Origin of the sequence: Deinococcus roseus (genome assembly GCF_014646895.1) — a bacterium.
Lineage (GTDB): Bacteria > Deinococcota > Deinococci > Deinococcales > Deinococcaceae > Deinococcus_C > Deinococcus_C roseus.
The window spans coordinates 20,185-47,074 of sequence record NZ_BMOD01000018.1 but is presented as its reverse complement, the minus strand read 5'-3'; the positions used below and the strand labels follow the sequence as shown (position 1 = coordinate 47,074).

General features: G+C 55.2%; 25 protein-coding genes and 1 tRNA gene. 11 read left to right on the top strand and 15 right to left on the bottom strand.

Annotation, left to right across the window (positions count from 1 at the left end):
- Positions 1-613: 613 nt before the first annotated feature.
- From dnaE to lexA, 4 genes are all read right to left on the bottom strand, one after another.
- On the bottom strand, positions 614-3,757 hold the full coding sequence (gene dnaE, locus IEY52_RS18660) for a DNA polymerase III subunit alpha (protein WP_189005277.1): 3,144 nt from the start codon (positions 3,755-3,757) through the stop codon (positions 614-616).
- Complete coding sequence (locus IEY52_RS18655) at positions 3,730-3,966, bottom strand: hypothetical protein (protein ID WP_189005276.1); 237 nt, start codon at positions 3,964-3,966, stop codon at positions 3,730-3,732. Before IEY52_RS18655 ends, dnaE begins: the two co-directional genes overlap by 28 nt.
- Position 3,967: 1 nt before the next feature.
- Complete coding sequence (locus IEY52_RS18650; RefSeq protein WP_189005275.1) at positions 3,968-5,071, bottom strand: DNA polymerase Y subunit UmuC family protein; 1,104 nt, start codon at positions 5,069-5,071, stop codon at positions 3,968-3,970.
- A 79-nt stretch (positions 5,072-5,150) separates the two neighbouring features.
- Positions 5,151-5,792 (bottom strand): transcriptional repressor LexA, encoded by a 642-nt coding sequence (gene lexA / locus IEY52_RS18645; protein ID WP_189005274.1) that lies wholly within the window; start codon positions 5,790-5,792, stop codon positions 5,151-5,153.
- Between the two features lie 127 nt (positions 5,793-5,919).
- Between lexA and IEY52_RS18640 the strand changes: the two genes are divergently transcribed.
- From IEY52_RS18640 to IEY52_RS18630, 3 genes are read left to right on the top strand one after another with little or no spacing between them, the layout of a single operon-like run.
- On the top strand, positions 5,920-6,546 hold the full coding sequence (locus tag IEY52_RS18640) for an SOS response-associated peptidase (protein WP_189005273.1): 627 nt from the start codon (positions 5,920-5,922) through the stop codon (positions 6,544-6,546).
- On the top strand, positions 6,546-6,845 hold the full coding sequence (locus IEY52_RS18635) for a hypothetical protein (RefSeq protein WP_189005272.1): 300 nt from the start codon (positions 6,546-6,548) through the stop codon (positions 6,843-6,845). Before IEY52_RS18640 ends, IEY52_RS18635 begins: the two co-directional genes overlap by 1 nt.
- Before the next feature lie 41 nt (positions 6,846-6,886).
- A complete protein-coding gene (locus IEY52_RS18630) occupies positions 6,887-7,138 on the top strand; it encodes a hypothetical protein (protein ID WP_189005270.1) in 252 nt (83 codons plus the stop codon).
- 114 nt (positions 7,139-7,252) lie between these two features.
- Here the strand turns inward: IEY52_RS18630 and IEY52_RS18625 are convergent, their stop codons facing one another.
- The 4 genes from IEY52_RS18625 to IEY52_RS18610 all read right to left on the bottom strand — a co-directional run bounded on the left by IEY52_RS18625 (position 7,253) and on the right by IEY52_RS18610 (position 13,411).
- Positions 7,253-7,822 carry a hypothetical protein gene (locus tag IEY52_RS18625; RefSeq protein ID WP_189005268.1) on the bottom strand — a complete coding sequence of 190 codons (570 nt, stop codon included), beginning with the start codon at positions 7,820-7,822 and terminating at the stop codon, positions 7,253-7,255.
- 79 nt (positions 7,823-7,901) lie between these two features.
- Positions 7,902-11,471 carry a hypothetical protein gene (locus IEY52_RS18620; RefSeq protein ID WP_189005266.1) on the bottom strand — a complete coding sequence of 1,190 codons (3,570 nt, stop codon included), beginning with the start codon at positions 11,469-11,471 and terminating at the stop codon, positions 7,902-7,904.
- 111 nt (positions 11,472-11,582) lie between these two features.
- On the bottom strand, positions 11,583-11,984 hold the full coding sequence (locus tag IEY52_RS18615) for a hypothetical protein (RefSeq protein ID WP_189005264.1): 402 nt from the start codon (positions 11,982-11,984) through the stop codon (positions 11,583-11,585).
- A gap of 44 nt (positions 11,985-12,028) precedes the next feature.
- On the bottom strand, positions 12,029-13,411 hold the full coding sequence (locus IEY52_RS18610; RefSeq protein WP_189005262.1) for a replication initiator protein A: 1,383 nt from the start codon (positions 13,409-13,411) through the stop codon (positions 12,029-12,031).
- A gap of 579 nt (positions 13,412-13,990) precedes the next feature.
- On the opposite strand from IEY52_RS18610, the gene IEY52_RS18605 reads away from it, so the two are divergent.
- Together IEY52_RS18605 and IEY52_RS18600 are read left to right on the top strand one after the other, a co-directional pair.
- Positions 13,991-14,434 carry a DUF7662 domain-containing protein gene (locus IEY52_RS18605; protein WP_189005260.1) on the top strand — a complete coding sequence of 148 codons (444 nt, stop codon included), beginning with the start codon at positions 13,991-13,993 and terminating at the stop codon, positions 14,432-14,434.
- Positions 14,431-14,706 carry a hypothetical protein gene (locus tag IEY52_RS18600; RefSeq protein WP_189005257.1) on the top strand — a complete coding sequence of 92 codons (276 nt, stop codon included), beginning with the start codon at positions 14,431-14,433 and terminating at the stop codon, positions 14,704-14,706. Before IEY52_RS18605 ends, IEY52_RS18600 begins: the two co-directional genes overlap by 4 nt.
- 22 nt (positions 14,707-14,728) lie before the next feature.
- On the opposite strand, the gene IEY52_RS18595 is transcribed toward IEY52_RS18600, so the two are convergent.
- Positions 14,729-15,400 carry a uracil-DNA glycosylase gene (locus IEY52_RS18595; protein ID WP_189005255.1) on the bottom strand — a complete coding sequence of 224 codons (672 nt, stop codon included), beginning with the start codon at positions 15,398-15,400 and terminating at the stop codon, positions 14,729-14,731.
- Between the two features lie 160 nt (positions 15,401-15,560).
- Here IEY52_RS18595 and IEY52_RS18590 point away from each other — a divergent pair, with 160 nt between their 5' ends.
- Positions 15,561-15,914, top strand: a complete 354-nt coding sequence (locus IEY52_RS18590) for a hypothetical protein (protein ID WP_189005253.1) — start codon at positions 15,561-15,563, stop codon at positions 15,912-15,914.
- A gap of 111 nt (positions 15,915-16,025) precedes the next feature.
- Here IEY52_RS18590 and IEY52_RS18585 read toward each other — a convergent pair whose 3' ends face one another.
- The 3 genes from IEY52_RS18585 to IEY52_RS18575 all read right to left on the bottom strand — a co-directional run bounded on the left by IEY52_RS18585 (position 16,026) and on the right by IEY52_RS18575 (position 22,431).
- The gene (locus IEY52_RS18585; RefSeq protein ID WP_189005251.1) at positions 16,026-17,429 is read right to left on the bottom strand and encodes a replication initiator protein A; all 1,404 of its coding nucleotides are present in this window, start codon (positions 17,427-17,429) and stop codon (positions 16,026-16,028) included.
- A gap of 961 nt (positions 17,430-18,390) precedes the next feature.
- Positions 18,391-18,466: transfer RNA gene (locus IEY52_RS18580), tRNA-Pro, on the bottom strand.
- Between the two features lie 95 nt (positions 18,467-18,561).
- Entirely contained in the window at positions 18,562-22,431 is a 3,870-nt protein-coding gene (locus IEY52_RS18575; RefSeq protein ID WP_189005249.1) for a tetratricopeptide repeat protein, read from the bottom strand.
- Between the two features lie 101 nt (positions 22,432-22,532).
- Between IEY52_RS18575 and IEY52_RS18570 the strand changes: the two genes are divergently transcribed.
- On the top strand, positions 22,533-23,162 hold the full coding sequence (locus IEY52_RS18570; protein WP_189005247.1) for a hypothetical protein: 630 nt from the start codon (positions 22,533-22,535) through the stop codon (positions 23,160-23,162).
- Between the two features lie 128 nt (positions 23,163-23,290).
- Here the strand turns inward: IEY52_RS18570 and IEY52_RS18565 are convergent, their stop codons facing one another.
- Together IEY52_RS18565 and IEY52_RS18560 are read right to left on the bottom strand one after the other, a co-directional pair.
- The gene (locus IEY52_RS18565) at positions 23,291-23,560 is read right to left on the bottom strand and encodes a hypothetical protein (RefSeq protein ID WP_189005245.1); all 270 of its coding nucleotides are present in this window, start codon (positions 23,558-23,560) and stop codon (positions 23,291-23,293) included.
- Positions 23,557-23,940: a hypothetical protein gene (locus IEY52_RS18560; protein WP_189005242.1), complete on the bottom strand. Its 384-nt coding sequence runs from the start codon at positions 23,938-23,940 to the stop codon at positions 23,557-23,559. The genes IEY52_RS18565 and IEY52_RS18560 overlap by 4 nt, the downstream gene beginning before the upstream one ends.
- Positions 23,941-24,018: 78 nt before the next feature.
- Here IEY52_RS18560 and IEY52_RS18555 point away from each other — a divergent pair, with 78 nt between their 5' ends.
- Complete coding sequence (locus tag IEY52_RS18555; protein WP_189005240.1) at positions 24,019-24,255, top strand: hypothetical protein; 237 nt, start codon at positions 24,019-24,021, stop codon at positions 24,253-24,255.
- Between the two features lie 56 nt (positions 24,256-24,311).
- On the opposite strand, the gene IEY52_RS18550 is transcribed toward IEY52_RS18555, so the two are convergent.
- A complete protein-coding gene (locus tag IEY52_RS18550) occupies positions 24,312-24,587 on the bottom strand; it encodes an HU family DNA-binding protein (protein ID WP_189005238.1) in 276 nt (91 codons plus the stop codon).
- A 676-nt stretch (positions 24,588-25,263) separates the two neighbouring features.
- On the opposite strand from IEY52_RS18550, the gene IEY52_RS18545 reads away from it, so the two are divergent.
- The 3 genes from IEY52_RS18545 to IEY52_RS18535 are packed head-to-tail and all read left to right on the top strand — an operon-like array spanning position 25,264 to position 26,889.
- On the top strand, positions 25,264-25,863 hold the full coding sequence (locus tag IEY52_RS18545; protein ID WP_189005236.1) for a hypothetical protein: 600 nt from the start codon (positions 25,264-25,266) through the stop codon (positions 25,861-25,863).
- Complete coding sequence (locus IEY52_RS18540) at positions 25,856-26,284, top strand: hypothetical protein (protein ID WP_189005234.1); 429 nt, start codon at positions 25,856-25,858, stop codon at positions 26,282-26,284. Before IEY52_RS18545 ends, IEY52_RS18540 begins: the two co-directional genes overlap by 8 nt.
- Complete coding sequence (locus IEY52_RS18535) at positions 26,281-26,889, top strand: hypothetical protein (protein WP_189005232.1); 609 nt, start codon at positions 26,281-26,283, stop codon at positions 26,887-26,889. Before IEY52_RS18540 ends, IEY52_RS18535 begins: the two co-directional genes overlap by 4 nt.
- Position 26,890 lies beyond the last annotated feature (1 nt).

The window sequence follows — 26,890 nt, the reverse complement described above, 5'->3', positions numbered from 1 at the left end:
TAATCCCACCCAAAACAAAATCCCATTGTAAGGGATTTCACGGATAGGCATTTCCCCATTGACAACCACAAAAAACTTTGAAAAGCAAAATGCGAATTAAAACCCGCACAGCAACCGTTAGAATCATCCACACCAAAGCCTAAAATGCCCTCCATTCACTGAAGGTGCAAAAGCCAGCGTCAACCACCCCTGATGGAAACCTTCACAGGTAAATATAATGAAGCATGCTGCTTCAAGCTCCGACCTCCGAACCCTCACCCATACGAATATCATTGCAAATCACCCTGCTGTCAGCCCTGCTGTTCATGGCCGTGCTCTCCATGTCCCTCCCAAGATCCCTCCAAGACACCCTGCAGGGCACAGGCATCACAGGCCCTTGCAGTGACTGCGGCATCACCCCTGCACAGGATGTTCCCTGCCATTTGTGCAGGGTGCTGCCCTCCAAGCCATACGCACTCAAATCAGATGACACGAAACCCTGTGCCACCTGCTGATCACACAGGCTCCAACCGGACCCCTGAAGCGACTTTGGTCTTGAAGCGCCCAAACCACAACACCTGAAAACCCTAGCATGGGTGCTGGCCATTACCTGCTTCAACGAAGCAGCACACCCTCACGACTTCTGGGACACCAATTGAGGCCTGCGCACCAGGCACCACAAGGATTCGGCCACCAAAGCCACATTTACACCACTTGCTTGCACCCGGCCCTCCACAATCAGTAACTGCACGTCCCTGAGGAGCACCCGCTCTTTCTCCCACAGTTCAGGCGAAATGATCACCTGTGCCCGCACAGGTCCATCTTCCAGCGCAAAAAAAGCCACCCCGCGAGCACTCGGCGGCCTCTGCTTGCTGATCACCCAACCAGCCGTCCTCACCCGGTCCCCGTCATTGAGGACCCTCAGGGGCAACACCTCCAGGCTTTGCAGTTCCGTCCGGTACAGGTCCATGATGTGCCGCCCTGATTCCGACGCCCGTTTGAACTGCATGTCCAGCAGGTGGGATTCACGCTCTGTCAAAGGAACCAATGCAGGCGTAGCCACCTCCGGCAAAAAAAGCGCCCCTCCCCCACCTCGGGTGGCCCCTTGCAGGGTTTTCAGCTGGTACAGGGCGTCCCGCCTGGAAAGCAGCAGATCAAACGCCCCTCCGAGGACCAGGGCCTCGTACTCCGAAGACTGCAAGGACACGCGGGTGTAAAAGTCCTGCAGGGAAGCAAACAGACCCCGGGTCCGTTCCAGCACAATGCGGGCCGGGCTGTCCTCTTGCAGCCCCTTCACTCCAGAGAGCCCAAACCGGATGCCCTGCACCGGTTTACCCCACAGGCCTTTTTTCACTTCCACCTGGAAGAGCACCTGGCTCTGATTGATGTCCAATGAAAGCACCTCCACCCCCCTTTTCAAGCACTCCTGGGTGATGGTCTGGCGCGAATACATCCCCGGCTCGTGGTTCAAGATTCCCACAAAATAAGCTGCGGAAAAAAACTCTTTCAGGTAAGCGGACACGTAAGCATGCTGCGCAAACGCCACTGCATGAGACTCCGCAAACCCATAGCCTCTGAAGGCTGCAATCATCGAAAACACCTGCTCGGCCAGATCTGGGCTCACTGGATGGTCTGACCCGGCATGCGTGGTCACCGCTTGCTCCACGAACTGTACTTTGAGGCTGGCCAGCTCTGTTTCATCCTCCCATGCTGAGAGTTTTTTGCGGTACCGGTCCGCCTGCAGCCAGCCCAGGCCTGCAAAATGCACGCAAATCCTCAGCACCTGCTCCTGGTACAGCACTGTGCCATACGTCCCCTGTAGGATGGGCGTGATGCTTGGGTGCAAATGAGGCACTTTTTCTTTGCCTGCCTTGCGTCTCAAATAAGGGTGCACAGTGTTCGACTGGATCGGTCCGGGACGAAAGAGGGCCACCTGATGGGCCAGTTCCGTCAAGTTTCGGGGCTGGTTTCTGGCCGACAACTGCATCTGCCCCGGGCTTTCAATCTGAAATGCCCCGATGTTGTCTCCCCGCGAAATGCGCCACCACACTTTAGGGTGGTCAGGAAGCCTTGCGGGATCCAGACGTTTGCCTTCCACCCGCTCAATCTCTGCAAGGGCATTCTCAATCGCCGAGAACATCCTCAGACCCAGCAGATCCAGTTTGATGAGTCCCAGGGTTTCGATGTCGTTCTTGTCAAATTCCAGGGTTCTGATGCCTCCAGACGATGTGCGCAGAGGACTGTAGTGAGACAGGGGTTCACGGGACAGCACCACCCCACCCGAATGTGGAGCGAGATGCCGCACAAAACCCCTTTCCATCCGAGACAGGATGTCCAGCAACACGGTCTTGGCAGGAGCATTTCCCAGAACCTCATCAAAAATCATGGCTGCTTTCTGGGCGTCACCGGGACGCAAATGCCGAAAATCCCGACCCAGCCGTTTGGTCAGGTCAGCGGCCTGCTGCTGCGGCAACCCCAGGGCACGGGCCAGATCCTGCACTGCACTGGGCAAGCGGTAAGTGATCCTGTTGCAAACCATGGCCTCTTTGCCCACCTCGCCAAACCGTTTTTCCACCCAGGCCAGGACCTCTCTGCGTCTGCTGCTGGAAATGTCGATGTCTACGTCAGGCATGGCCTTTTTCTCCCCATGCAGAAAACGCTCGAACAGCAAGCCATGTTTGATGGGATCCACCTGGGTGATGCCCAGAACAAAACACAACACACTCCCAGCTGCACTGCCCCGACCTGCAGCCAGGATGCCATTTTCTCGACAATAGTCTGAAACTTCAGTGGCCAGCAGGAAAAAATTCTCCAGGCCGTGCTGGCGCACAATGCCCAGCTCGTAAGTCAGGCGCTGGTCTGCCTGAGTCAAAAGTTGAGGGGGATAACGTTCTTCCAGGCCCTGGTAGGCCCGCATCATCAAGTACAGGTGAGGGCTGAAATTTGGCGGCAAAGATGCATCTGCTGGCGTCAATCGGTCCGGCAGGAGGTCAAAACTGCACATCTGGGCCAGACGATTGGCGGTCCAGATGGCCTCAGGGTACGGGAGGCGCTGCAGAAAGTGCTCCCAGGGCTGGATGCACTGCGCGCCATTCACGGGCCGGAGTTCGTGCGGCTGGTCAATTTGGGTACCCAGCCTCGCGCACACCAGCGCATCATAGAGGGGCCACTGGTCCTCACTTGCATAGCGGATCTCAGGGGCAGCCACGCACGGTAACCCTTCCTCTCGGGCAAGCTGGACCATGCGCTGTGCCATCCGGTCATCCCCGTGGCACAGGTCATGCCAGAGCTGCAGGAACAGATGGCCATCCACAAGTCCTTTCAGGTGCTGGAGCCACAGTCTGGCCCTGTGAAAGTCACCTTGCAATAAAAGTCCTCCCAGCAAACCCCGCCTTCCTCCCGTCAGCACCTCAAAAGGCTGCAATTGGACAGGTTGCACGTGACCCTGTTCATTCTGCAAGGTGATCAGGTCATTGAGTTGGGCATAACCCGCTCGGTCCTGGCACAGCACCACCACGGCACCGGTGAGGGTCTGGCCGAGGAGTTCCACCTGCACCTGCAGGGTTTGTCCGAGGATCGGGCGCAGCCCGTGCTCCTGGCAGGCCTCCATCAGTTCCACTGCCCCACCCATGCACGCTTCATCAATCAGTGCGATGTGGGTGTACCCGAACTTCTTGGCGGTCTCGACCAACCTTCTGGGGCTGCTGGTGCCTGCACCGAGGGAGAAAAAGGAGTGGCAGAAAACCACATTCAGTCTTGAATCGCGCTCAGGGTCCACGTCAAAACCTCCTCGTAGACTTCCAGCAGTGTGTTTTCACGGGTCCTGAGCAAGTAGTAATTGCGGGGGTACTCTCCACGCCACCACCGGCCTCCGGCCCTCCAGTGCTCCACGGTGCGGACGATCACGTAAGCCCGGTTCTCGGTGGTGACCCGGCTGATGCGGCCCTCACGGGTTTCCACATGGGCGACTTGCATGACCATCCGCATGTCACTCCTCCTCATCGAAAGGCAACTTGCGGAACCGCTGGTCTCTGGCCTGGGAGTACGGGTCATGAATCTGGTAATGGAACATCGCCCCCGCGAACCTCTGGTGCACGAGCTTCACGGCGTCCATGGAAGAGGGTTTCTGTTGAAACAGGCTTTTTTGTTCGCCCAGCTGGTAGAGGTCCAGGAGCCGGACTTCGAGTTTCTCCACCCCGAACTGCAGGGCAAATGAATCGTCGAGGGCAAGGCGCATCAGGTGCTGCAAGGTCGGTGGTTTCTGGATGGGGTCTTTGACGTTCCGGGACGCCCACAGGTTCCCAATCGGTGTCCCGGCAGTGAGCACCAGTTTTCGGGGGTGCAGGCCCGAGAGTTTCTTGAAGAGGTGCTCGCTGAGCAGTTTCAGGGCGGGATCGATTTTGAAGGGCTCCTGTTCGGGTTCATCAAAGAAGAACTTGCTGATCACCTCTCTTGGCAGGTTGTACCGGGCCACCCACACGTTTTTCTCGAAGAAAAGCGCCAGGATGGGTTTTGCCTCTGTGCCGAAGTAATGCTGGATCTGTTTGCGGCTCCAGTTTTTTAAATCTGCCAGGGTGGTCACCCCGAGCCACATCAGGCGTTCCAGGGTGCCCTGTTTCAGCCCCAGTGCCGAAAGCGAAGTGATCGGCACCTCCTGACAGAAGAGATCGAAATCCAGCACCATGCGGACTTTGCTTTTGGTGGCCACGGTGGCAGCCATCAGGGCCTGCTCGCGGGTCTGACCCACCCCGACCGGGCAGCCGAACTGGTGCTGGATCTGGTGGGCGTCATACTCACTGGCCGTGAGGAGGCACATCCCCTCCTTGAGGCTTTCCACGTTGGGGCTGAACTGGAACATCTGGAGTAAGAAGTCCTGCCACTGCTGGGTGAGTTCCACACTGGTGTCCTGCACGATTCTTGCTTCTGGGGCTTTCAGCCTCACTGCCGATTCCGGCATGCCTTTCACCACCCCGAGGGCTGCGGCTTTTTCGCAATGGTGCACCACCCGCCCGTCTCTCAGGGAGACTTTCACGTCACGTTCTGGGAGGTTGTGAAATGCAAAGGGAATGAAGTGAATGGCAAGAATCGGCATGGTGCACCTCTCTGAAACAAAAGTGACCCCTTCCAGCAGGGGTGTGCCTCTGGGAGGTTCGGTGTGATGGGGTGTCAATTCAACTGTGGCGGTTTTTTCTGGGGGGTTTGCCGCCCATGCGGCCAATCAACTGCCCTTGCAAGGCCACGTCTTCTTTGCGGTAACGCATGGGTTCCATGGTGGGGTTCTCGCTGACCAGCACCACCTCATCTGCCTCCATGTACCAGCGCTTCAGAGTGACAAGGTTGTCGCTTTTGATCAGGACCACTGCAATTTCCCCTTCTGGAATTTCTGTTCCTGGCCGGACCACCACCATGTCTCCTGGGTAGATCCCCACCCCGATCATGCTGTTGCCTTGGACTTTAAGCAGGAAATCGCCTTCTCGGGCGTCAAAAAAATCCGAGAGGCGGCTCATGAAGCCCTGGTTGTGATCGCTGGGCGTGAGGGGGAATCCTGCGGCGATCTGTCCGGCGATGGGGAGCGCCCCGAGGCCGAGCTCTCTTTCTGCCTTCTCGGAGATGGTGAGGGTGGCACTGCGGTCGGTGAGGCGGTGCACAGTGATGTAACCCATTTCTTCGAGGGCCTGGATGTGCTGGTGCATGGCCTGTGGGGTTTTTTTCATGGCCCGGGCGAGGTCTGCGGAGGTGACGGGACCTTTTTGGGAGAGTTTGAGTAAGCAGGTGAGTATTTCTTTGCGTTTCTCCGTGATTTTGGGAGGCATATTTCGACACTACTTGATAGGTATCAAGCTGTCAAGTATAGTGACTTATGGCACAGCAAAAACGTCTGTTTGCACCCCAAGTGCAGCAGACGGTGGTTCTTTTGACCTGTTTTCTGGAGGCGAACACATGTGCGGACGCATCAACGGAACAAGTGATGGAAACTTCATCTGGGATGTCACCTACCTGGACCCCTGGACGTTCAGTGGGGAACTTCGCCCCACCGATCCCTACCCGATCATCCGCAAAAGACCGGGAACGGATGAACTTGAAGCCCTCTCTGCCAGGTGGGGGTTGATTCCTTCGTTCTGCAAAGGCGAGGAGGACCTCAAAAAGTTCAAGCACACCTTCAACGCCAGAAGTGAGACTGCCCACACCCTGCCCAGCTACAGAAAACCCTTCCAGTCACAAAGGGCGCTGATCCAGGTGGGGTCCTTCACAGAATTTGAACTGGTAGGGAAACGTAAATTGCCCGTGCAGTTCAGCAGTTCCTCGGGTGGTCCCCTGATTCTGGCAGGGCTGTGGGATTACTGGCAGTCCAGTCAGGGCCTGGTGCACTCCTTCACCATATTGACCTGCAACCCCTGCCCACCAGTGGCAAAATATCATGACAGGATGCCCTGTGTCCTTGGGCGTCTGGGGGCGGAACAGTGGCTGCAGAACCGTTCCATCTCCCAGTTGCAGACCCTCCTGAAACCCTGCCCTGCGTCCTGGCTCGCTGTGACCCGCTCGGAGCAGAAGCTGGCGGTGGTGTGATGGACAGGGCCATTGTCCTGAAGTTTGCACGGCCTGCCAAGGTTCCCGAGCTGGTGAAAGGCAAACGGGTGGGGATGCGCAGCCCGGTCAGCGATGAGGTCTTGATGTCTGCGCTGGAGAGGCAGGTGCTGCCGGTGTTTCAACGGCATTTCCCCAACACCGAGATCCTGATTGAGGTGTCCAACACCAGCAAGCACCTCATCCGGGGTTTTGTGGGGCCAGACGAGAAGCAGGCCCGGGAGTCCATTCCAATGTTGCTGGAGAGCGTGATGGAAGAATTCAATCCGGCAGAAGAATGACCTCTCACAGTTACTTTCACCTCAGCTGGATAGATTGAACCATGGATTTTCAGGTTTTCGGAGAAAGGCTGTCTGTCACTGTGCTGGAACAAGATGACCGCCTGAAACTCCTGACTGGCGTCCAGCAAACACAGACCCTGCTGGATGCTTTCGATGTGCAGGAATTGGTGTGGGTGGATGGCTTCTGTTGCCAGATTGTCCTGTTGGAGTACACAGAATGGAAGGCAACTGGCTTCTTGCATGGCATTTACCTGGTGGACCTTGTTCTGGAAGTGGTCGGAGAAGAAGCCTGAGCGGGGACTGGATTCAGAGCCCTCTTCCTTACCATAAGAGCAGAGGGGCAATGACGACAAGCCAGGGTTGAATGTTTCGAAAGAATCAGGCATGCGTGCAGACCTGGTATGGATTTACTGGCAAGTCACCAAAGGGAGGGAACAAAAGCGCTTCCTGGCGGTCAAGTAGGCCCACACTGGGTAAGTGAAATCCCGGTCTATTCCACCTTCCAGCAACTCGCTGTTGGCCCCAGCAGCCAGCGCATATGATTTGGTCATCACTGTGAGATAGTGAGACCCATCTTTGAACGCGGTTTTCAGCAAATACGCGTTTTTCAAGGGGCCAGCCGTAATCTGGTAACCCAGGGTCTCTCTGCCGATGTCGTATCCCTCAAAGACGCGAAACAAAGGGATTTTCTTCAAACCGACGTTCTTGACATGGTATTTGGAATTCTCAAGGGACAGCTTCCATGCATTCATGTTGCTCTGCAGTTTCCGCAAGATGAGATCATCGTGTTTTCCTGTTTTCCACCCCCACTCGTAGGTGGGGGTGCGCATGTTTTCGATGCTGCCATCAGCAGGGATCCAGTGCCATTGGGGTTTGAATTTCTCAGGATTCTGGATCAGGTTGTACAGGGTCGTGTCGTACTGCACCGCCAGACTGGTCCCACTGACCATCAGGAAGAACCCAAGGAGTCGTTTCATAAACTCAGGTTAGCACCTGTTTTTCTGGTCTGGAGACAGGCAACAGTGGCCTGACCTTTTCCCGTGTGGCTGAAGTGCATCACCCACCCAGATCTTGACCCAAATCGGCATCCTGATCTTCATGGTCCGCCTCCCTCAAGTACGACTCGGCCAACCTGTCCAAAATATCGGCTGTTCTGGGATGGGTCGCCCTGCAGTGATTTGCCCTCTGTTGATAACGTGCTGCCAATTGACGTTCCTGTTCACCGCCGTCCGTCAAACCCCGCACAGTGACGCCTCTGTTTCTATTAACGGCGGAGTGTAAGAATTGGTCCAGCAAGGTTTCAGGCCAGAACTCGATGGCATCCCGCACCGCCTCATGGGGCCATGAACCATCTGCCCCATAAGGAGACCTGGCCAGCACCCTGGCCAGTTCCAGTGTGGCTGGCTTTAACCTGTTTTTCTCTGTTGCCAACTGAAGCACCCTCTTGACCCAGGCTGTAAATGCCTCTGCATCAAGGTCACTCACCTCAGGATCTTCTGAGCGGCATGGAAAACCCATCCATGCCAAAAGCAACTCTCGGCTCTGTTTTACCTTGCGCTGCCTGTCCTCTGTGACTTCTCCTGGCTGCTCACCATCTGGCAAGTAAATATAGGAAATCAGTTCCACAAAGAAATCAGGGCTCTCTCTTAACCATGCTTGCAGTGTAGCTGGAGGTTCATCATGACGAGAAAAAAATGGCAGGAAGAACCACTCCAGAGCTGCAAGTCGTCCCAAATCCACCTTTTTGCTGTCAAAAAGGCGACGCAGCAAACCACCAAGGTGGAAGGAGATGCTGTCAAGCACACCAGGTTCTGGTTGCCAATTAAAGGCTCTGGAAGCCTCCAAGAAACCGAGGATTTGCTCTTCGGTCAGGCCCCCTTCACGAGGACTCCTCACCAGCATGGAAAGGGCTGCCACGGCCCGGTTGTGGTTCAAGAATTCCTGCACCGCCCGGGCTTCATCGACGGTCTCAATGTTCCAGGGCGAGAGTTTGGCCCAGTAGAGGTTTTTGGTGTCCTGACCCAAATGATCCACAAAATCCCAGGTTTCAGCATTTCTGGGCAGCACCAGAGCAAATGACACCTGTTGTGAAACGGTCCAGGACTGCACCTGTTTGGTTTTCAACTGGTCCAGCCATTGTTGTCCTTTAAGCTGGAATCGCCCAATCAGGAATCCTCTGGCCAGGTCATCGAGTTTGGAGTCACTGTTTCCGAGGTATTGATCCAGGAAACCCAGTTCATTCGGTTCCTCTGTCATCACCTCCAAAAGTCCCAGCAGTTCACCAATCCGAATGGCATTGGCCGTATGCTCTGACAATGTCAGCACACCGACCAGGCCAGATTCTTCATAAATTGTCTGTATGGCTGTCTGTTGATGTGTGTTAAGTGCAGCCCAATAGCTGTCCTGGTTGTACCGGGATACCCCTGGTATGTCAGGGAGAGACTCAAACCATTTGGTGTGCCTGAGTATTGGATCAATGTTGAGGTGGTTTTCCAGGGCGCGCAATCGCTCTTCCAGCTGGGATGTGAATGGTGATGGGTCCTGTTCCTGCTGGAGGCTGAGCAGAAAACCCACGGTGTCCAGCATTTGTCGACGCACCAAAACGAAGACTGAAGGATCAAGCTGAAGCATCTCATCCAATACCTGCTGGAACTGGTTGTGAGACAGCACACGAAAACCATCCAGCAGAAAAGCGAACCCACTGGGATCCAGACGGGCATCTGCAACAACGAGATCGAAAATCTGCTGTTGGTAAAGGCGCACTTCCTCCATGGTTGCCTGCGGGTACTCGTCAGGAAAATCCAGCCGGTAGCGAGGAACCCCTGGACCCATCCACATGCCTCTGTGTCCTGGCATGAGCTGCTGGGTGAGACGACGTCCCAGGGCAGGATCCTGGTCACGGACCCGGGCCAGTGCAGCAAGACGGGCGTTCACTGGAGCAGTTGTGATTGGGCGAAACGCATCGAGGATGTTCAGCAGGCTGTTCACGGGTCGATTTTGTTGTTGCTCAGGCAGGTTATCAAAGGCATGGAGTTTCACCAGCACCTGCACCACCCGCTGCAGCAATGCTGGATCCCAGGCCAACAGGTCCACTGCAAAGAGCAGGTAAACATGAGGGGAAGTCCCAAAATGGCGCACTTGAAACAAATGTTCCATGTTGTCAGGAAGCCTCAACTGGGCCTCTAGAGCATCCAGAAACGCCCTGGGGGCAGCTTCAGCCAGACGTGTCAGCAACGCACCATGGTGCGCCCAGGTGGTCCAGTTGGCAGGCGCACCCAAAACAGTGGTCACCACCCTGTTCGCCACGGACTGCAAATTCAGATGACGGGTGGCTGCATCTGCGTGGTGGGCCGCCAGCAAAGCAAGGGTGTCGGTGATTCCGTGTTTCAGCAAACCAGAAGCCTCTGGATCATCCGCTTCGGGTGACGCCTCACCTTCCCCTTCTGCGGCCACGGGTGAATGCGCAAGGGCCTGTTTGGCGACACGCTCGAATGCCGACAGGTGATAAGAGGTGAACACCGACCCCAGCAGGGTCCAGGCATCCTCTGGAGCGGTCACCAGCCAAGTGTTGCCTATCCTCCGGAAGGGCGCATCAACGGTTCTGGACCAGCGGGTGATGGTGCCCAACAAAGTGGAATAGGGCAATCCAGTCAACTCGGCCATCAGCTGTTGATCCGGTTCGTGATCATCCACCCAGGATCCAGCGAGCAGAGCGGCGATGGGAAAATCCTGTTGTGTCGGGCTTGCCCAAGAAGGCACCTGAACTTCAGGAGACACGGCCAGTTTGCGCCGGAGGGCCAACAAACTGCGCCTTCCCAGATTTGCGAGGATTCCCGTCTGGGTTTCAGGCACGCCCATCTGGGTCAGTGCGTCATGAATGGCGTCCAATTTGGGCCGGGGCAGCTCAATACAGTCCCCTCTGACCACTTCGGTTGCCCCCAATGGAATCACCACATGGTGGCCGTTGGTGTTTGCTGCCCTGCTTCCCCTGCGGTCTGAAAACAGAGGAATCAGGACTTTGGGGGAAGGGGCATCGACCAGGATGTCCCAGGCTTCTCTGGTGGGCACAACCATGGTGCGGCTCAGCAAGAGTTCCTGCTGGGCCGCTGGAACCGTTTTGCAGGTGGCGGCCAGGAAAGCAATGGCCTCTTCCGTCGATTCAGCCTGCACAGATATGGTGTCTGGTTCGCCTCTCAGAAATTCCAACAGTTGCTCCTGCTGTTCGTTTCGTCCCCCCACCACCAGCTCTGGCTGGGTTTCTGGTTCGGTGACCAGTGCGTAGTCGATCCAGAAGCGTTTGAGGTTTTGTGCTCCTGCCATCTGCAGTTGTCTGCGCAGCTCTTGAAGCATCTGTTGCACGTCCTCGGCATTGAGGCCGTGGTAAATGTTCATGTTGTTGTTGTCGCCCTGTTGCAAGTTGGTGGGACCATTGATCTGGTTGAAAGTGCCTGGTGCCTGGACCATGTGACCCTGCTGGACCTGTTGCCGTCCAGTGTCGGTGATTTGGACGGAGGCACCATCGACACTGGTGGTGTGCACCAGACCAGCGTCCGCAAGGGTCTTGATTGCTTGTTCCATGTCTTCCACAGCAACGTTCAGGGCTGCAGCCACTTGTGTGTGGGACATGGATCTGCTCATGTCAGTGCGGTTGTGTTCAGCAAGGTGCTGAAGCACCTGGTTTTGCAATTCAGATTGATTCATCTTGTGCATCCTTTTCTTGATGGTACAAACAGGTGTTTACTCGTTCTGGTCAGCGTTATCTGTGGAAATCAACATCAGGGGATCCTGTCCCTGTTGCAGGTAAGCGGTCTGAAAGAAGTTGTTCTGGATCGTGGGGCGTTCAAAGAAACGGGTGGGTTTCTCTGGGTTTTCCACGATGGTTTCAATTTCATCAATGCCGTATTGGGTCATCTGCACCAGGTAACCCCGCATGGGTTGAAGGCGCACGATCTGGATGAGGCCCTTGTCATTCAGGTACAGCATGATGTTTTCCAGGCGCTGAAAATCCAGTCCGTGCTCAGGCCACTCCTGCGGAACCTGAGCTTGCCTGTGACCGGAGATGATGGTGTCCCGGTAGATGGTTTGCAGCACTAGCAGGCGTCTGGCCTGTTCTTGTTTCACAAATTCGAGGTTGTCCATGATCCCTCCTTGGAAGGGTGGATTTGCGGGGGTGGCTTCTGGTCTCAAAGTCCCGGGAGGGCCGAACCTGACCATTTTTTCAACAACGCCCGGAGTTCCTGGAGCGCTTCTTCACGCCGGGCAGGCATGCGGGCATGCACGGTGAGGGTTTCCACCTGCAGTGGATCAATGCTTCCCTCTTCCAGACCATCCCACAGCATCTGCAGTTCTCGGGTGCCGAGGTCTTTCTCAAAGGGTTGAAGCAGGAATTTCATGGTTTTCAGGTCCGGGACCACCACGGGAAGAGGCTCAGGTTCGCTGGGTGCAGCTCTGGGAACGTCCAGGGTGCGCACTGCTGGTGGGCTCTCCTGGGGCATGCTGTAATCCGCTGGATTCTGGATAATGCGAATCAAGAGCCCAGCGCGGTTTTCCACAGGGTAACCTTCAGTGATCAGTTGCTTGAGGCGCTGCAGGCTCGGGTTGATGCGCTCAGGGTATTTGCTCACCAGATTCTGGGCCACCCCGGGGAACACCCCATGGCTTTTGAGCAAATCCACCAGCTGCTGGTCCACCACCCGCTCGAACCTGGGATGGAACAGGTACTCCAGGGTTTGTTTCTGGCCTCTCCCACTGTAGTTGACTTCACGCAGGTAGCCGATTCCGATCAGCTCCTGGTGAGCGTTTTCCAGGGCACGGCGAATCAGTTTGGGCACATCGGTGCTGAGTTTGCAGTCCCTTGCCCAGTCCATCAGGTTGTAGTGCAGTTCATCCACAATGACCTGTGGATTCATGGGGTCACGGCGTCGGGCTTCCAGCAGGCGGTACAGGGCGCGGCTGGTGGGTTGCTCCAGTGCCCGGAGGGCGGCTTCCGGAGCGAGCAGCATGTAACCGGCCTGCACACTGTGCACCACCTCCTGGGGGAGTTTGATGCGGATCACGCTGCGGGATGAGAGGTCGTTGCCATGCTCGGTTTCTTCGGTGATGAACTGCAGTTTCTCGATGTGCTGAAACGACAGGGTTTCCCACATGCGTTTTTTGTGGTTGCGCCAGGATTTTTTCAGGTAATACTGGGTTTGAAGGAGCCTGCGGAGGCTTTCGTGCAAACTCTGGTAGCTGTGTTTGCTGTCCACCCTGCCTGCCGTGCGGATGATCTCATAAGCGGTGGTGGTGAGCACCCCGTCTTCATTGGCCCCCTTCTGGACAAACAGGTGCACGATGGCGTTGTAGAAATCCGAATCCAGACCGTGGGGAACGCCGAGGTCCTGGTGCCCTTTGCATTCCAGGGAAGCTTCTTCACCATCGAGTTCGAAGGTGTATTCCCATTCCACAAAGGTTTTCTCAATTTGGCGCTGGATGCTGATCAGGGCCAGCCGCACAATGTTGAGTTCGTGGTATTGGGAGATCCCTGGGGTGGGTTTGTGGGGTTTCACTGGCTTGGTGGCCCGCATGGTGTTGATCTTAGCATGGATGGAAATTGCGTTTGGTACAGGTTTAACGGGCTTTTGATTTTTGCTGCCTGGGGTGATTGATGATCTTTTTAAAGAAGGAAAAGAATAAAAACTGATTCTGATGATCTACTTTCATACCTTTGCAGAGCAAGGTTGTGCAGAACATGCTTTTTTTGGGTTTTGGTGCAGGTTTAACGGGCGTTTTGGTACAGGTTTAACGGCACCAATGGAACACGTTTAACGGGAGTGGACACAAAAATGGTGCAGGTTTAACGGGCGTTTTGGTACAGGTTTAACGGCACCAATGGAACACGTTTAACGGGAGTGTTAGTTCTATCAAAGTGGCAAAAGCCTTCCAAATGGGACAGGTTTAACGGGCTTTCTCCAACACAATGGGACAGGTTTAACGGGTCTGACCCAAAGCAAGAAAATGCTGCGCCTGGAGGTCTGTTTTGGACAGGAATTCCTTAACAAGGCTTTGAAATGGGACAGGTTTAACGGTAGTCCAAAAACAGCCTGTTCTAAATTATTCGATATTGTATTTCTTAGACTTTTGTATTAAAGTCTAAGAAGATGAACATGAAGGACCCCAAACACCTGCAGCTGGGACCCATCGCCCAGCACCATCTGGAACAGCTCCAGATGCTCACCGGATCCAGCCAGAGTGCCATTGTTGAGCAGGCCCTGGCCTTCTACCACCTCAGCTTCAACCCTCTGGCCATGAAAAGCCTCCAGTTGGACGAGGCGCCCCTTGTGGAGAAAGGACCGCGCTCGAAGTACGATCCCATCGGTGAACACCTCAGGAACCTCACCGCAACGCGTACCACCCTGAGCTTTGAGCAAATCGAGGACCTGATTCACCGTAAACTGCCGGACTCTGCCCGCACCCACCGGGCCTGGTGGTCCAACAGTGGCCAGCCCCACTCCAGAATCTGGGTGGACGCCGGGTGGGAAGTGGACACCGTGAATTTCACTCAAGAAACCGTGACTTTCCAGAGGAAACCACAGGAGGAAAACCCATGAACATCGACCAGATGGAACGTGTTGTGCGGCTCAGGCTCAAACACCATGAAGGAGAAACCTTCCAGCAGGTGCGGGGCCAGAGTTTCACCTACATCCTCAAAGGGGAGACCCTGGTTCCCTCCACCACCGAGTGGAACATTGCCCCGAGTCAGGTGCGCAAAGCCCTGGAGTTGATGCCCGTGAGAACCGTCAGTGAACTGACCGGGCTGCAGGCCCCCTCCTACCTGTTTGCCCTCTTGATGGACCCGCGAATCCGGCAAGGCCTGTACTGAAACGACAGGAAAAGCGCAAGGTTCAAAGAGGGTCTGATGTCCCTTCCAGCCAGGGGTACTGGGTCAGGAAATACACCTCCCGGTACACCTGAAGTTGTCTGGCTCGCTCCTGGGGTCGAATGTTGTAATTCCGTGCACTGGGGTGCCCCACCTCAAACACCCGGTACCTGGCCTGGATTTCCTCAGGCAGCAAGGTCCAGCCTTTCTGGGCGGTCCCACCATGCAGAATGACCACCTTCAGATCAGGCAAAAGAAAAAGAAGCTCCTGCAACTCTTGAACTCCGATCCTCACTTCCGCTCTGGTGGGCGGCTCCTGACTCGCCTTGTGCCAGGGGACCACGTTCCAGCACATCACCTGATCCCGAGAGAGTTCACTTTCTTTGAGGGCAGTGAACACATTCCGGGCTGTCTGGTCGTGGTTGTCACAGGAGATGAATCCGCTGCCTCTGGCTGCAGAGGCCCGGTTCCCAGGGTCACTGAGCAAGAGGAGCACCTGGGTGTGGATGCCTCCGGAGAGGGGATCAAAAAGAGGCAGGTGCACTTCAGGCGTTTGCAACTGCTTCGCCAGACTTTCCTTTCTGGACTCCAGCCACTGCAAGAGGGGCTGAATGTGTGGCAGGTCCAACATCTTCAGGCGGGCGGCCACCTCCTCCAGGTCCCGCAGGGCGTAAGGGGTTTGAGGAAAAGGGCGCATGATGCCAGTGTAACCCTGTTCTTTTTTGCCTGCTCTTGTCTGGTGTGGGTTGAAAACACGCTGGGATTCTTCTCCCAGAGGGATCTTTTGCTGGAAGACCGCACTTTACTCAGCTGGCAGACGATGGCCTCCGTGAAGTGTTCTTGCGTACCATGAAGGCATGACCTCCACCCCTTCCCCTTTGATTGTTGCGCAAGGCAGAGCTAAGCAACTGCACCAGTTGCTCATCGGCGGGGAAGGTCACCTGATCCATCGGTTCTTGAAGGTGCAGACAGCCAAAGCCCGCACCAAGGATGTTCTGGTGCTCTCCATTTTGGACGAACAGGAAGCCCTCTTGCTGTCCCTGATGCAGGTGTACCTGCAAGAGATCATTGACCAGTCGGCCCTGGATCCCAGCCAGTGGATTTACCCGATCAGAGACCACCATTCGGGTCTCTGGAAGGTCTTTCAGGCCCGGCCCACTTCCAGGATCTTCAGGCATCTGGATCAGCTGAAGCAACACACCAAAAAGTGATGGGATTAAACCCTGCGCGAACACTTCAAGGGTAAGCCTTCTTGCGTCCACAACCTTGAATTTCCCTACTCAGGGCACCGTTGATGGCATGTTCCCTTTCAGGAGGCAGGATCAATCAAAGAGTGGGCCTGCAATGGTGGCCAGTGAAGCTTTCAGTTCAGCAACACAGGCCTCTTTTTTCTTCTGGGCTGCTGCCAGGGTGAGGTCCATTTTGAGCTGACCGGCCAGCAACGCACCCGACAGGCAAGCTGCTTTCAGCTGGTCTTTTTCGGCTTTGGTCAGCTGGGTTTTCAGCATCATGTTCAAGAACGCTTCGCAGGCCTGGTATTGCTGCTCCGGAGGCAAAGCCATCAACCGCAGGTGTTCCTGCTCTTCCAGGGAAGCGGCTTTCACTTCTGCTTGCTGCACAGCTTTCTTCAGGTCTTCTTTCGCAGCAAGGTTCGGCACATCCACCGTCTTGCTGGGTTTGGCGTACTTGTTTTCGTTTTTGAGGTAGTCCACGATCATGCCCGCCTGGTTTTTGACCGCAAACCCACCCGCTTTGCGTTCCTTGACGAAAGCAATGGCCTCTTCGACCCGATCCGGGTGGTTGCGGGCCATCGCTGCAGCCACTTCCGGAGCCAGACCATGAACTTCCAGCAGTTTCACCAGGGCGTAATCCGGGGCGTCTTCGGACTGAAACTCATACTCGATGGTTTGTTTCTTTCCCAGCCCGTGGAAGGTCACGTTTTTCAGGTAGTTGGCGGCAATCAGCTCTTCGTGGGGTGGTCCCAGCACGCGCCGGACCATGTCCGCACGGTCGCTCATGATGCCGCAGGCCTGCTGCCAGTTCTGCAGGGAGACGGTGAGGCGCGTCAGTCGGGTGCCGTCCGGCTGGGTGCGGTGCCCTTCGAGCAGCCGGAACAGGGAGCGGGAAGGGGGTTGCTCCAGCTGGTGGAGGATTTTGGAGGCCAGGGTGACGGTGTACCCGTCCCGGATGTTCTGGGCCAGCTGGTCGCTCAGTTTGATGCTGAGGGTGGTGTGGTCCTGCAGGCCGGGAATCACTTCATCCACGTCTTTGCTGGGGTCGCGGTGTTTGACCCGTTCAAAGAAGCGCATGGTGTCCGAATCCCAGCGCCGGGTGCTTTCTGCGTAGTCGTACCAGCCTTCTTCCACCACAAATCCAGTGGCCCACAATCGGGTCAGGCTTTCTTTGGCGCGCTCGTAGTTGATGCCGTTGTCGGGGAGTCCGGCGACCAACAGGACTTCGTACATGGAGGTGTGCAGCCAGTTGTGCTCAGGGCAACCCTGGCGGTAAAACAGGGTCTCCACGGCGGAGTGGATGTCACCGTCAATGCCGTGGGGCCGTCCTTCTGGGGTGTAAGCGGTGAGTTTGAAATCCCGGTTTTCCACCTGGTAGACCAGTTCCCACTTGACCTGGTTGGACGCCACCCGGGTTTGGATGCTGATCACGGCAAACCGGGCAATGTTGCGTTCTTCTTTGCGGTCAAGGTGTTTGTTGCGGTCTTTTTCCATGTTGTTGTTTTTCTTAACTTAGATAATACAAAAAGATCAACAACAAGACCCCTGTTCTGGGTGCATGCAGCACGGCATTTTTTTAAGAAACACCGCAAAGGTATCGGTACTCCAGGGGTGTTTTGACGCAAAGGTATCGGTACTCCAGAAGCGTTTCACCGCAAAGGTATCGGCCAGGGTCCAAAAACCTCCTGTCCCACGAGTTTTTGTGTGCCAGAGGGGTTGAATTGCTTTTTGACGCAAAGGTATCGGGGGTGGGGTGCGCGGAAAACACCGCAAAAGTATCGGAGCTTTCAGGGAAATGCCGCAAAGGTATCGGTACTTTTGGCCTTTTTGACCCGGAAAAATTGTGTTTCCCACACGGGGATTTTTTTGTGACTCAAATTGCACCGCAAAGGTATCGGTAGGGGAGTGGAGGAAAACACCAGGAAAACCCCGCAAAGGTATCGGTATTGGAAGTGTTTCCAGGGGTGTGGTGAGCCATAAACCACCCTTTTAGGGTGTTTTATGCGACGACGAAAGGGGAGTATGCATGACACCTGTCTCAAAAAAACCTGTGCTGAACGAAGCTCATTGGTTTTGCCGCAAAGGTATCGGTGCCCATGGGAAACCACAATGCCGCAAAGGTATCGGGAGTAAAAAGGCCGGATTTTACCGCAAAGGTATCGGGAATTTAGCTGGGACTGCATTGTCACCGAGCCATGCTCCTGCATTCTGGACTGGCCTGAATGCTCTGATGGGTGTGGGGAGGTTTTCCAGCACCCTGGTGCATCCTTCCCACACCGCAAAGGTATCGGCATGCGCTGGTCGGCGTTGGAGAGCCAAAACTTGCAGGTCTTGAACAAAGCACCGCAAAAGTATCGGTACCTGGGAAGGCGAAAACCACACAAAGGTATCCCTATTTGACCCGTGAAGGGGAGATCCCAAGAGAAAAGCGACCAGTCGAAACCAGTCGCCTTTTTGGTCTAGAGGACAGGATTTGAACCTGCAACCTGAGCGTCCCAAACGCCCTGCGCTGCCACTTGCGCTACCCCCAGGTGACTTCAGGATAGCGGGAATGAGCTTGTTCTGGATGCGGTTTTTGGCTTACGTCACCTGGCGTGCACACTGAGCCAGCTGTTGGGGTGAGGTATTACAGGTCTGCCCGTGCTTTCCACTGCTGAATCAGATGAATCAAGTTCGCCCGGTGCTCTGGAGCCAATTTCATCCGCACTCCCAGTTCCTCCACAAGAAACAGGGTGAAAGCTTCACGGTTCAGGGTGCTGTCCAGTTCACTCAGGATCACCTGAAGCACATCAAACCTGTAGGGTCCGCTGTGGGCATCCAACCACAAGGCTTTCAGGCCTTCAACCACCCACCCCAGCATCTGCTCGTGGTTCGCATGTGGGCTCTTGAACTCATTGAGGGCTGCAGAAACAAGGGTGTCACCTGCACGGTAGGGTCTGCTGATCACCCGCATCAGCAGGTTCTCGGTCATCTTCACCCTGCGAATGTTTCGACTGAGCAACCCTTCTGCAATGGACTCATAAGCGGCCAGATCGAAGCGTCCCTGCAACAACAACGCTGCCAGGGCATCCACTGTGCTCGTGGCCAGAATGGGAGGTCCCTGCAGGTTGCCTTTCAACACATGATTCTTGAGGTGAACATCCTCGGTGTAGAGGGAAAAACCGTTTGCTTCAGCTGCCATCACCGTGCTCCAGGTTTCAACACCCAGGGGGATGGATTTCAGACGCTGCTGGTTGCGCTCAGAGTTGATGGAGGGTACCGTCACAACCTGAGTCCGCTCCACGAACTGCAGAATCTCTCGCAAGGCCTTCAGCCGTTGTGGTCCACTGAGATGATCTTGCGCACCTGGATGCAGGAGGTGGTTCACGTTCCCTGGGTCCGCATCGAGCTTGTGGATTTCATGCAGTACGGCAGTGTGAACCTGGACGGTGACATGACGCTGGGGCCACCACTGCTCTGCCTGCGTCAGCAACCCCAATCGCTGCAACAGCACCAGGGCACTGACATCAAACACCACTGCATCTGCCTGCAGGGTCTTCTCAGCCGCTTCCAGTTCGGCTTTGTTTCTCAGAGAGCTCGTGAGGGCCACAGGAGAATCCACCCAATCCTGCCAGAGGTCCAGAATGCTCTGGTCAAACCAGTCGGTCATCACACTGATGGGTAGCCTTTTGGAGGCCACTTGCTCCAGAGCATTTTTGACTTTCTGTTCCTTTTGATCTCGGAGAGAATAGAGCACATCTACCAGTTGATCTAAGTTCTCATCATCACCTTCGTGTGTGAAGACCGATTGGTCAAAGGGATTGCTGCCCGCCTGCTGAAAGAGGGTCATCAGCAGATGGTGTTCCTTTCCCATGATGGCCTGAATGGTGAAAGCGAGTGGCTTGAAGCCTGCTTTGGGGATTTCCACTTCATCGGTCACCTTTTTGCCCAGCAAAATTTGAGCTGCAGCACTGTTGACGGCGAGTTCATTGGCACCTGGATTGGGGTCACTGGTGAGGGTGACCCAGCGGGATTCGCCCTTTCTGTTTGCCAGCATCACTGATGTTTCTGGGACGACGTAGGTGAATTCCGGATCGTTCTTTAAGCTTTCGATACCCACCTGCATGTACATCTGGGACGCCTGGCTGTCCTTTGGGGAATCCCGCCAGGCTTGGTAAGCCAGTTTCAGGGCCTCATCTTGGTGTCGCATGTGCTTTAAGAATGCGGCTGCCTGAAACCTCATTTGATAGGGAAGGTTTGGTGTCGCCAACAGAGCCTGAATTTGCGTGTGGGCCTCAGCGTGATTGCCCACCAGCACAAGCATCTGAATGAAGCGCAGGTGCAAGTCCGGATCAGGGCCTTGTTGCAAGGCTTCTTTCAGCAAAGCTGCTGCTTCTGCATGATCCCCTGCATTGAATTTCAGGTTTGCTTCTGCCCTCAGGATCTGGGGTGTTTTTGGGAAACCCTGCGTCTGGTAGAACCCCAGGGTTTCCTCCACCCTGTGAAGTTTTCCTGCCCGTTCATGAATGTCGATGGCCATTTGTAAGGCTGGCATTGCAGCATCTGGGGGGATGATTTGGGTGATGACTGAACTGGCCTGCTCAAAATCGTTGACTTCCGCAAGGAAGATGGCCCACTGCATCCCAATGGAAAAATTGACATGACCCTGGCTGGTTTGGAAGGCTGTTCTGTAGTGGTCATTGGCTTTCAAGGGATTCTGCAAGGTCTGAAAAGCCTCTGCCATCCCCACTTGAACAAACGGGTGTGTGCTGTTCAGCTGTTCCAGGAAACGCAAAGCAGCCTCCGGCCCTTCCAAAACCCGAATGGCCTGTGCATGCACCAGTTGTGCAAAGGCCATTCCTGTGGGATCGTCCTGCATCAGAGGGTAGTACTTGGGCATTTCTTGCAGAATCCGGTGGTGTTGGCCCTGGTGAATCAACAGTTGAATCAACAGATTGCGATCGTGCAGGTCCTGCTGATCTTGAGGAATGCTGTCGAGCAAGGCGATGGCTTCAGCATGACGTTCCATGTGAAAGAGAGCCATTGCTTTGCCAACTCTGACCCCTGCAGCATTGGGGTTCATCTCCAGCGCTGTGGTGGCATCATTTGCGGCCTCCTGGTGCCTGCCCAGCATGTCGAGAACTGCGTGTCGGGTGGAGAGCACTTCTACCATGCCCCGCAAGTCCTGATTGCGCTGGCGACTGGTGTAGGTTGCATTCAGCAAATCCAGGGCTTGAGTCAGCCTTTCATCTCTGATTCCTGTGGCAGGATCCTGTTTCAAAATCCCCTGCCCCAACTCTTCTGCGACTTCATCGAAGAGGTTACGGGCTTTCAGGAACTTGATGGTGGGGTCTTCAGGAGTCTGCTGCAGGCGGGTGTCCACCAGTGAGTTGACCAGGGCAAACTCATTCATCTGGGTCAGACGGCGCATCAGCATGTAAAACAAATCTTTCTGCTGGGTGGTGGCCAGAGGAATCATGGCTTTGAGGTCTTCTGTTCTGCCCATCTTGAAATAGGTGTCGGCTTTGGTGGCCAAGGCGATGCCTGCGTTTGAATCAAGTTGCAGCGCAATGTCCAGGTGATGCAGGGCCAGTTCAAAGTTTTGTTTGAGGTATTCCCCGTACCCTTTGGCCATGTGGGCAGCAGCTCCCTCGCCATGCAGCGTGAAGGCGAGATCAAATTCCTGGAGGGCTTCAGAAACCTCTTCCCTGTTGATGGCAATGCTCCCTTTCAGCCGGTGGTACCAGGCTTGAGCTGGAACAGGAGCTTGGTCATAGTGTTGTTGTTTGAATTGTGCGAGTGCCTGGTCTGCGAACTCGATTGCATGTGCATCCACAAGAACTGCGATGTGCTTGAGCTTCTGTTCGATGGGGCCGTCCACTGCAGAAGTGGGATGGATCATGGGTGAGGCCAATTGCTGCAGTGTTTCCTTGATGTCTTGCCTGTCTTCTTGTGGTGAAGTCTTTTGACTGGATCCCCGAACTTCGGATCTCATGTCTTCCAGAAACACCTGAACCTGTTCCATGAATTCTCTCTGGCTCTGATCTCTTAAGGCATTGGCCAGTTGCTGGTGGTGGGCTCCCTGTTGAGGATCATTCATGAGTTCCTGGTGCAGGGATTCCAGGAAGTACTGTCCAATCTGATGGGGATGATCTGCCCCTTCGAGCAGGTCTGCTTCGAGCATGGCCTGTGCGAAGCGATTGGCAAGGCCCTCAATGTGCTGGGGGTGCTGAACCAGTGCAGTGAAATTAGTGGCCCAGTCGGGGGAAGTGGTCCAGGTGGTGAGGGCAAAGCGGATTTTTTCGCTTTTTTCAGCAGGTTGCTTGGTCTGTGCAAAGGCAATGGCCTTTTGCATGATCAGGGTGCGTTCTTGGTCTGGGTTTCTGAACCTCTGGACGAAGGGATCAATGTGTTGTTTGATGATGGGGTTGACCATTGTTCCACCGACCTTGAAGCCGAGTTTGGCAGCTCCTGCAATCATCATGTTCTTCAACAGCTCAAAAAGAATTCCACTCATAATCACCAATACGAGTTATGAGAAGTCTGGGTTCCCAAGTCTTTTGTTCTCCCAGCAGCATGGTCACTGCCTGAACAGGGCAGGTGTAGGACAATGGCTGCATGCCTTTCGTTCGGGATTTCCTGGGTTTTGATTTCGTGCAAGACTGGCCGGTGCTTTGCATGGCCAGACTGACTTCCGCATCGCGACGTGCCTGGAAAGGAACCCTCACCAACGTCGAAATGGCCCGGGTGGTGATCGAAGATGACACTCCGGTGATACGCCTGCGCACCGAACTGGACCCCAACCCACCTGAGAGGGTGATGGAAATGATGGAGGCTTTGGGGGAACAGCACTTCCGGGACACCCTGCAGAAATTCCTGGTGGAGTTCCTGGGAGAGCAGTGGCAGCTTCCAGGATGGTGGAAGACCACCCCTGAAGCCCTTCGTTTTCAGGATGACCCTGCACTGTGGGAGAAGGACTGGCAGAAAATGGTGGAACAGGGCAAGACCAGGGAACACCAAGAGCGTGTGCTGGCCCGTCAAGCTCGCCTGGAGCAGCACAGGCAAGACACGACACCTCAACTGCCCTTTCCCGTGCCTGAAGGCCTGGATGGGGTGCTCGAAAGGGCACAACGGGCCTTGTTGGCAGGAGAGACCTTGACCTTAACCCCTGAGTTGCTTCGTGCGCTGGTGTCGGGTTTGCTGGAGGTGCGTCAGGAAGTGAACACATTGAAAGCCCAACAGAGGTGAGTTTTTTGATGGAACCTTCTGGTGCTGCCCAAGAGCAACTGTTGCATCCCAGGAGATGCGGTATGATCTGGGGACGACAGCAGGAATTCATGCAGGAACGCCTCCAGAGGATGGAGGCGTTTTCTCTGTCAGGGGTGGCTTTCTTGGTAACCCAGGTGATGCGGGATCCCGTGTCGGTTGAGCATCACGGCAAGCCAGACCCATTTGCTGTGGCTGTCCATGTCCCGGTACACGATGTCCTGCAGTTCCAGCGTGACAGGGTGCCTGCGGGTGAGTTTAATGTCCCAGTACCGGGCGAATGGCACGATGCCGGTCAGGGTGCAGCGCTGCCCGTTCTTCCTGGCCATCTTTCTGGGGTCGGTTGTCCCTGGGGTGTGGGGTGGTTGCAGAGGGCTCACCCTGCTCCTCCTTCCACCTGAATGCCCTGGGTGCTGGCGTCCTGCTCAGCTTCCATCAGGTTTTCCACTGGCACACCCTGTTGGTGGGCTTTGAGCTGCAGGAGGTGGGTCAGGAGGTCTTCGCCCTCGGTGCCGTGCCCTGTCTCGCAGATCTGCTGGAAATGGTCCTTGTGGCTGGAAATCAGGTCGAAGAGGGGGCCAAGCACATGTCCGAGCAGGCTGCGGATTTCGAAGCTCTGGGCTTGCCAGTGGATCAGGTCTTGTTTCTGCTGTTCGAGGGCCTGGTGGGCCTGGGTGAGCAGGTGGGTGTGGGGTCCAGCGTCGGTGTTTTTGAGGGTTTCAATCAGGGGGTCAAAGGTGAAGATTTTGAGGGGGTTCATGGGGTCCTCCGATACCCCCATTTTAGCTCAAATCATGCTATAAGTCAATTTGTGCTAAAGGTGTGTTATGCTGTGCCAATGGAGAAAAAGCTCTCACCTCTGGAACAACACCTGCTCGACCAGATCAAAGAACGCATCAAAAGCCAGAACCTCACCCTGGAACGGGTGGGTCGTCAGGTGAACCCGGAAAGCAAAACCCCAGCCCAGAACGCCCACCAGTACCTCAGCGGCAGCAGAGGGGTGCTCACCGGCTACATTGACCGCCTCCTGCAGGAACTCGGCGCAGAAAAGATCACCGTGGTCTGGAAGGACTGAACCCCAACAAAAAAGAGGTGAATGGAAAAACCATCCACCCCACAATGCACTTCAGTTCACTCAGGCAGCAGGTTGCTGGCCGCCTTGAAGCGAATTTTTTTGCCTGCAGCAATGGTAATCTTCTCAGTGGTCCCAGGTTTCACTCCGGTGCGCTCTTTGGTTTCGGTGATGCTGAGGGTCCCCAGACCGGGCAGGCCTACGGTCTTGCCTGCCTTCAGGGCAGACACCACTTCTTCGAGCAGCACGGTGATGGCCTCAGCCGATTCCTTTTTGGTGAGCGAAGCTTTCTGGGCAACGGCGTCAATCAACTGGGTCTTGGCAATTTTTTCCATGGTTTCCCCCTGGCATCTCTGGGATGCCTGTTTTTGGTGTGGACTCAGCAGAGTATAACCCCAAACCCTCCTCCTGCACTGGCTCCTGCTGGGTTGCAGCAGGCAAACGCTTGAAGAGAGATCTCCAAAGCATTTCGGGGGGTGGCCCTTCAAAACCACGACACCTTTGTGTGGTTTGGGCTGCCCTGACCACCGAAACCTTGTGGATTCTGTGCTGCGCTCCGCCAGGCCCCTTTGGAAGCTGATTTGGGTCAATCAAAAGACCTTGTGCTGGATTGGTTTGAACTGAAGCCATTTCCTCGACGCCATTGTGTGGTTCTGGCATCTCTGAACCACGACACCTTTGTGTGGTTTTGAGAAAAAGCTTTCCAGAATAGCTTTCCCAGACACTACCTTTTAAAGTCCTCTGGTTTGGCAGCTTTGCGTAATTCAAACCCCTGATTGCGTGTGGAACGCCCTGATTTTCGTTACACTGGTGTTGTTTTCTTGTGTTCTTCAATGATAAAACCACACGAGATTACAGTTGCTGTGGAAGTGGCACCTGACAACAGAGGAAATGAAACGGATACACTACCACGGAAAATCGGGACAAATCTTCAAGTACAGATGTTGCTGACCATGGGATGCCTGGACCTGGATGAACAGATCGAGAGCTTAAAAGAAGGGAACATCAACCATGACCAATCTGGAACGCAGGATGGAGCTGCAGGAACAGGTTTTAAAACATCTGGCCGAACACACCGATGTTTACGTTCAAACCATGATTACTGCAGAGGAAGTTGCGAAGGCCCTCACAGTGAACTTCCGAGAGGTGTGTGGAGCCATGCATGCCTTGCATCAACGGGGCCTCATTGTGTTCCCTTTCGAGAACAGTCCCAGTTACCATGCCCACATCTCAGCCCAGGGTCAGGATCTGGTACGGCATGGTCCCCCTCCAGTTGCCCAGAACATCACCAATCATTTCTATCAAGCGGTGCATGCTGTGCAGCAAGGCAACGAGGGCACACAGACGTTGCACGTCAATGTGCAGAGCGATGTGGCCCGGAGCATCCGAAAATTGCGTTCCGTTACTTCTTTCCGAACTTCAGACCTCAGGGTTTTGATTTCTGAGCAGCTGATGGACCTTCAGGATGATATTCAGGAAGCCTCCCCGAAGGCCTCTCGCATTTTCTCTGCCCTGACCACCCTGCTGGCGCTGGCCGGAGATGACCCGGGTGTGGTGGAAGAGGTGTCCAGGCTGGGGCAACTGCTTGGGGTGAAGTTCCCGCATGAATGACTGGCCCCATGAGATCAAACGCATTGAGCGCCGCCAGCAGCAGCGTCTGGAGGTGCTGAAGCGTGTGTACCAGTGCACAGAAATTCGTGGTGAACCGGGCTTGGCCCTGAGCACGCTGAAAGATCAACTGAAACGAGAGGGCCTAAAGTACCCTGAGAAGGACCTGGAGAAGGCCATCTGTTACCTGGAAGGGGAAAGCCTGATCAAAATGGAACTCTACCATGCCAATGACCCGAACAGTCAGGTGCTTTACATGTTGCACAAGGGCATCAAGGAAATGGAGGACATCATCGAATTTCCTGAGGGCCGCACCGAGCATTTTTCTGTTCCCGTGATCAACCATTTTTATGCCCAGGCCCAGGTTCACCAGGGGGTCATTCACACCCACGGCCCCCAGAAGGGTGCAGGGGAGGACGCATGAGCAATTTTGAACGCAGAAAGCACATTCACCAGCGGGTGCTGGAACATCTCGGGGAGCACACCAATTACCGAACCGCTGTTCATGCGGGAGAGGTCGCTGAGCAACTGGGTTTCACGCTGGATGAGGTCACCGATGCCTTCAAAACCCTGGAGCAAAAAAAGCAGGTGGAGGTGCGTTCGCCCACCAAAATTGGCGATCCCCGCGCAGCCATCACGGGCCTCGGCATGGAAGTGCTGGCCCGTGAAATGCCGTCCCCTGCGGCATCTGGAGGCGGGGTGCAAATCCACAACAATTTTCATGGGACAGCGAACGTGCAGCAAGGGAATCACAACACCATGAACATCACCACCGGTCTGGCTGCAGATGATGTCATGAAGCTGATGGCTCAATTGAGGGGCCACCTGGGGGATGTCCCTGCAGACAAAAAAGAAGAGGCCGTCGAATTGATTGAGGAACTGGAACTGCTCTTTCGGGAACCGAACCCCAGGAAGTCCAAAATCAAAGCCTTTCTAACAGGGCTGTTCCAGCTGGTGCCAGCGGGCACCTCTTTTGCTGCGGATGTGCAGAGGGTTTCGGATTCCCTGAACGTACCTCTGACCAACTGAT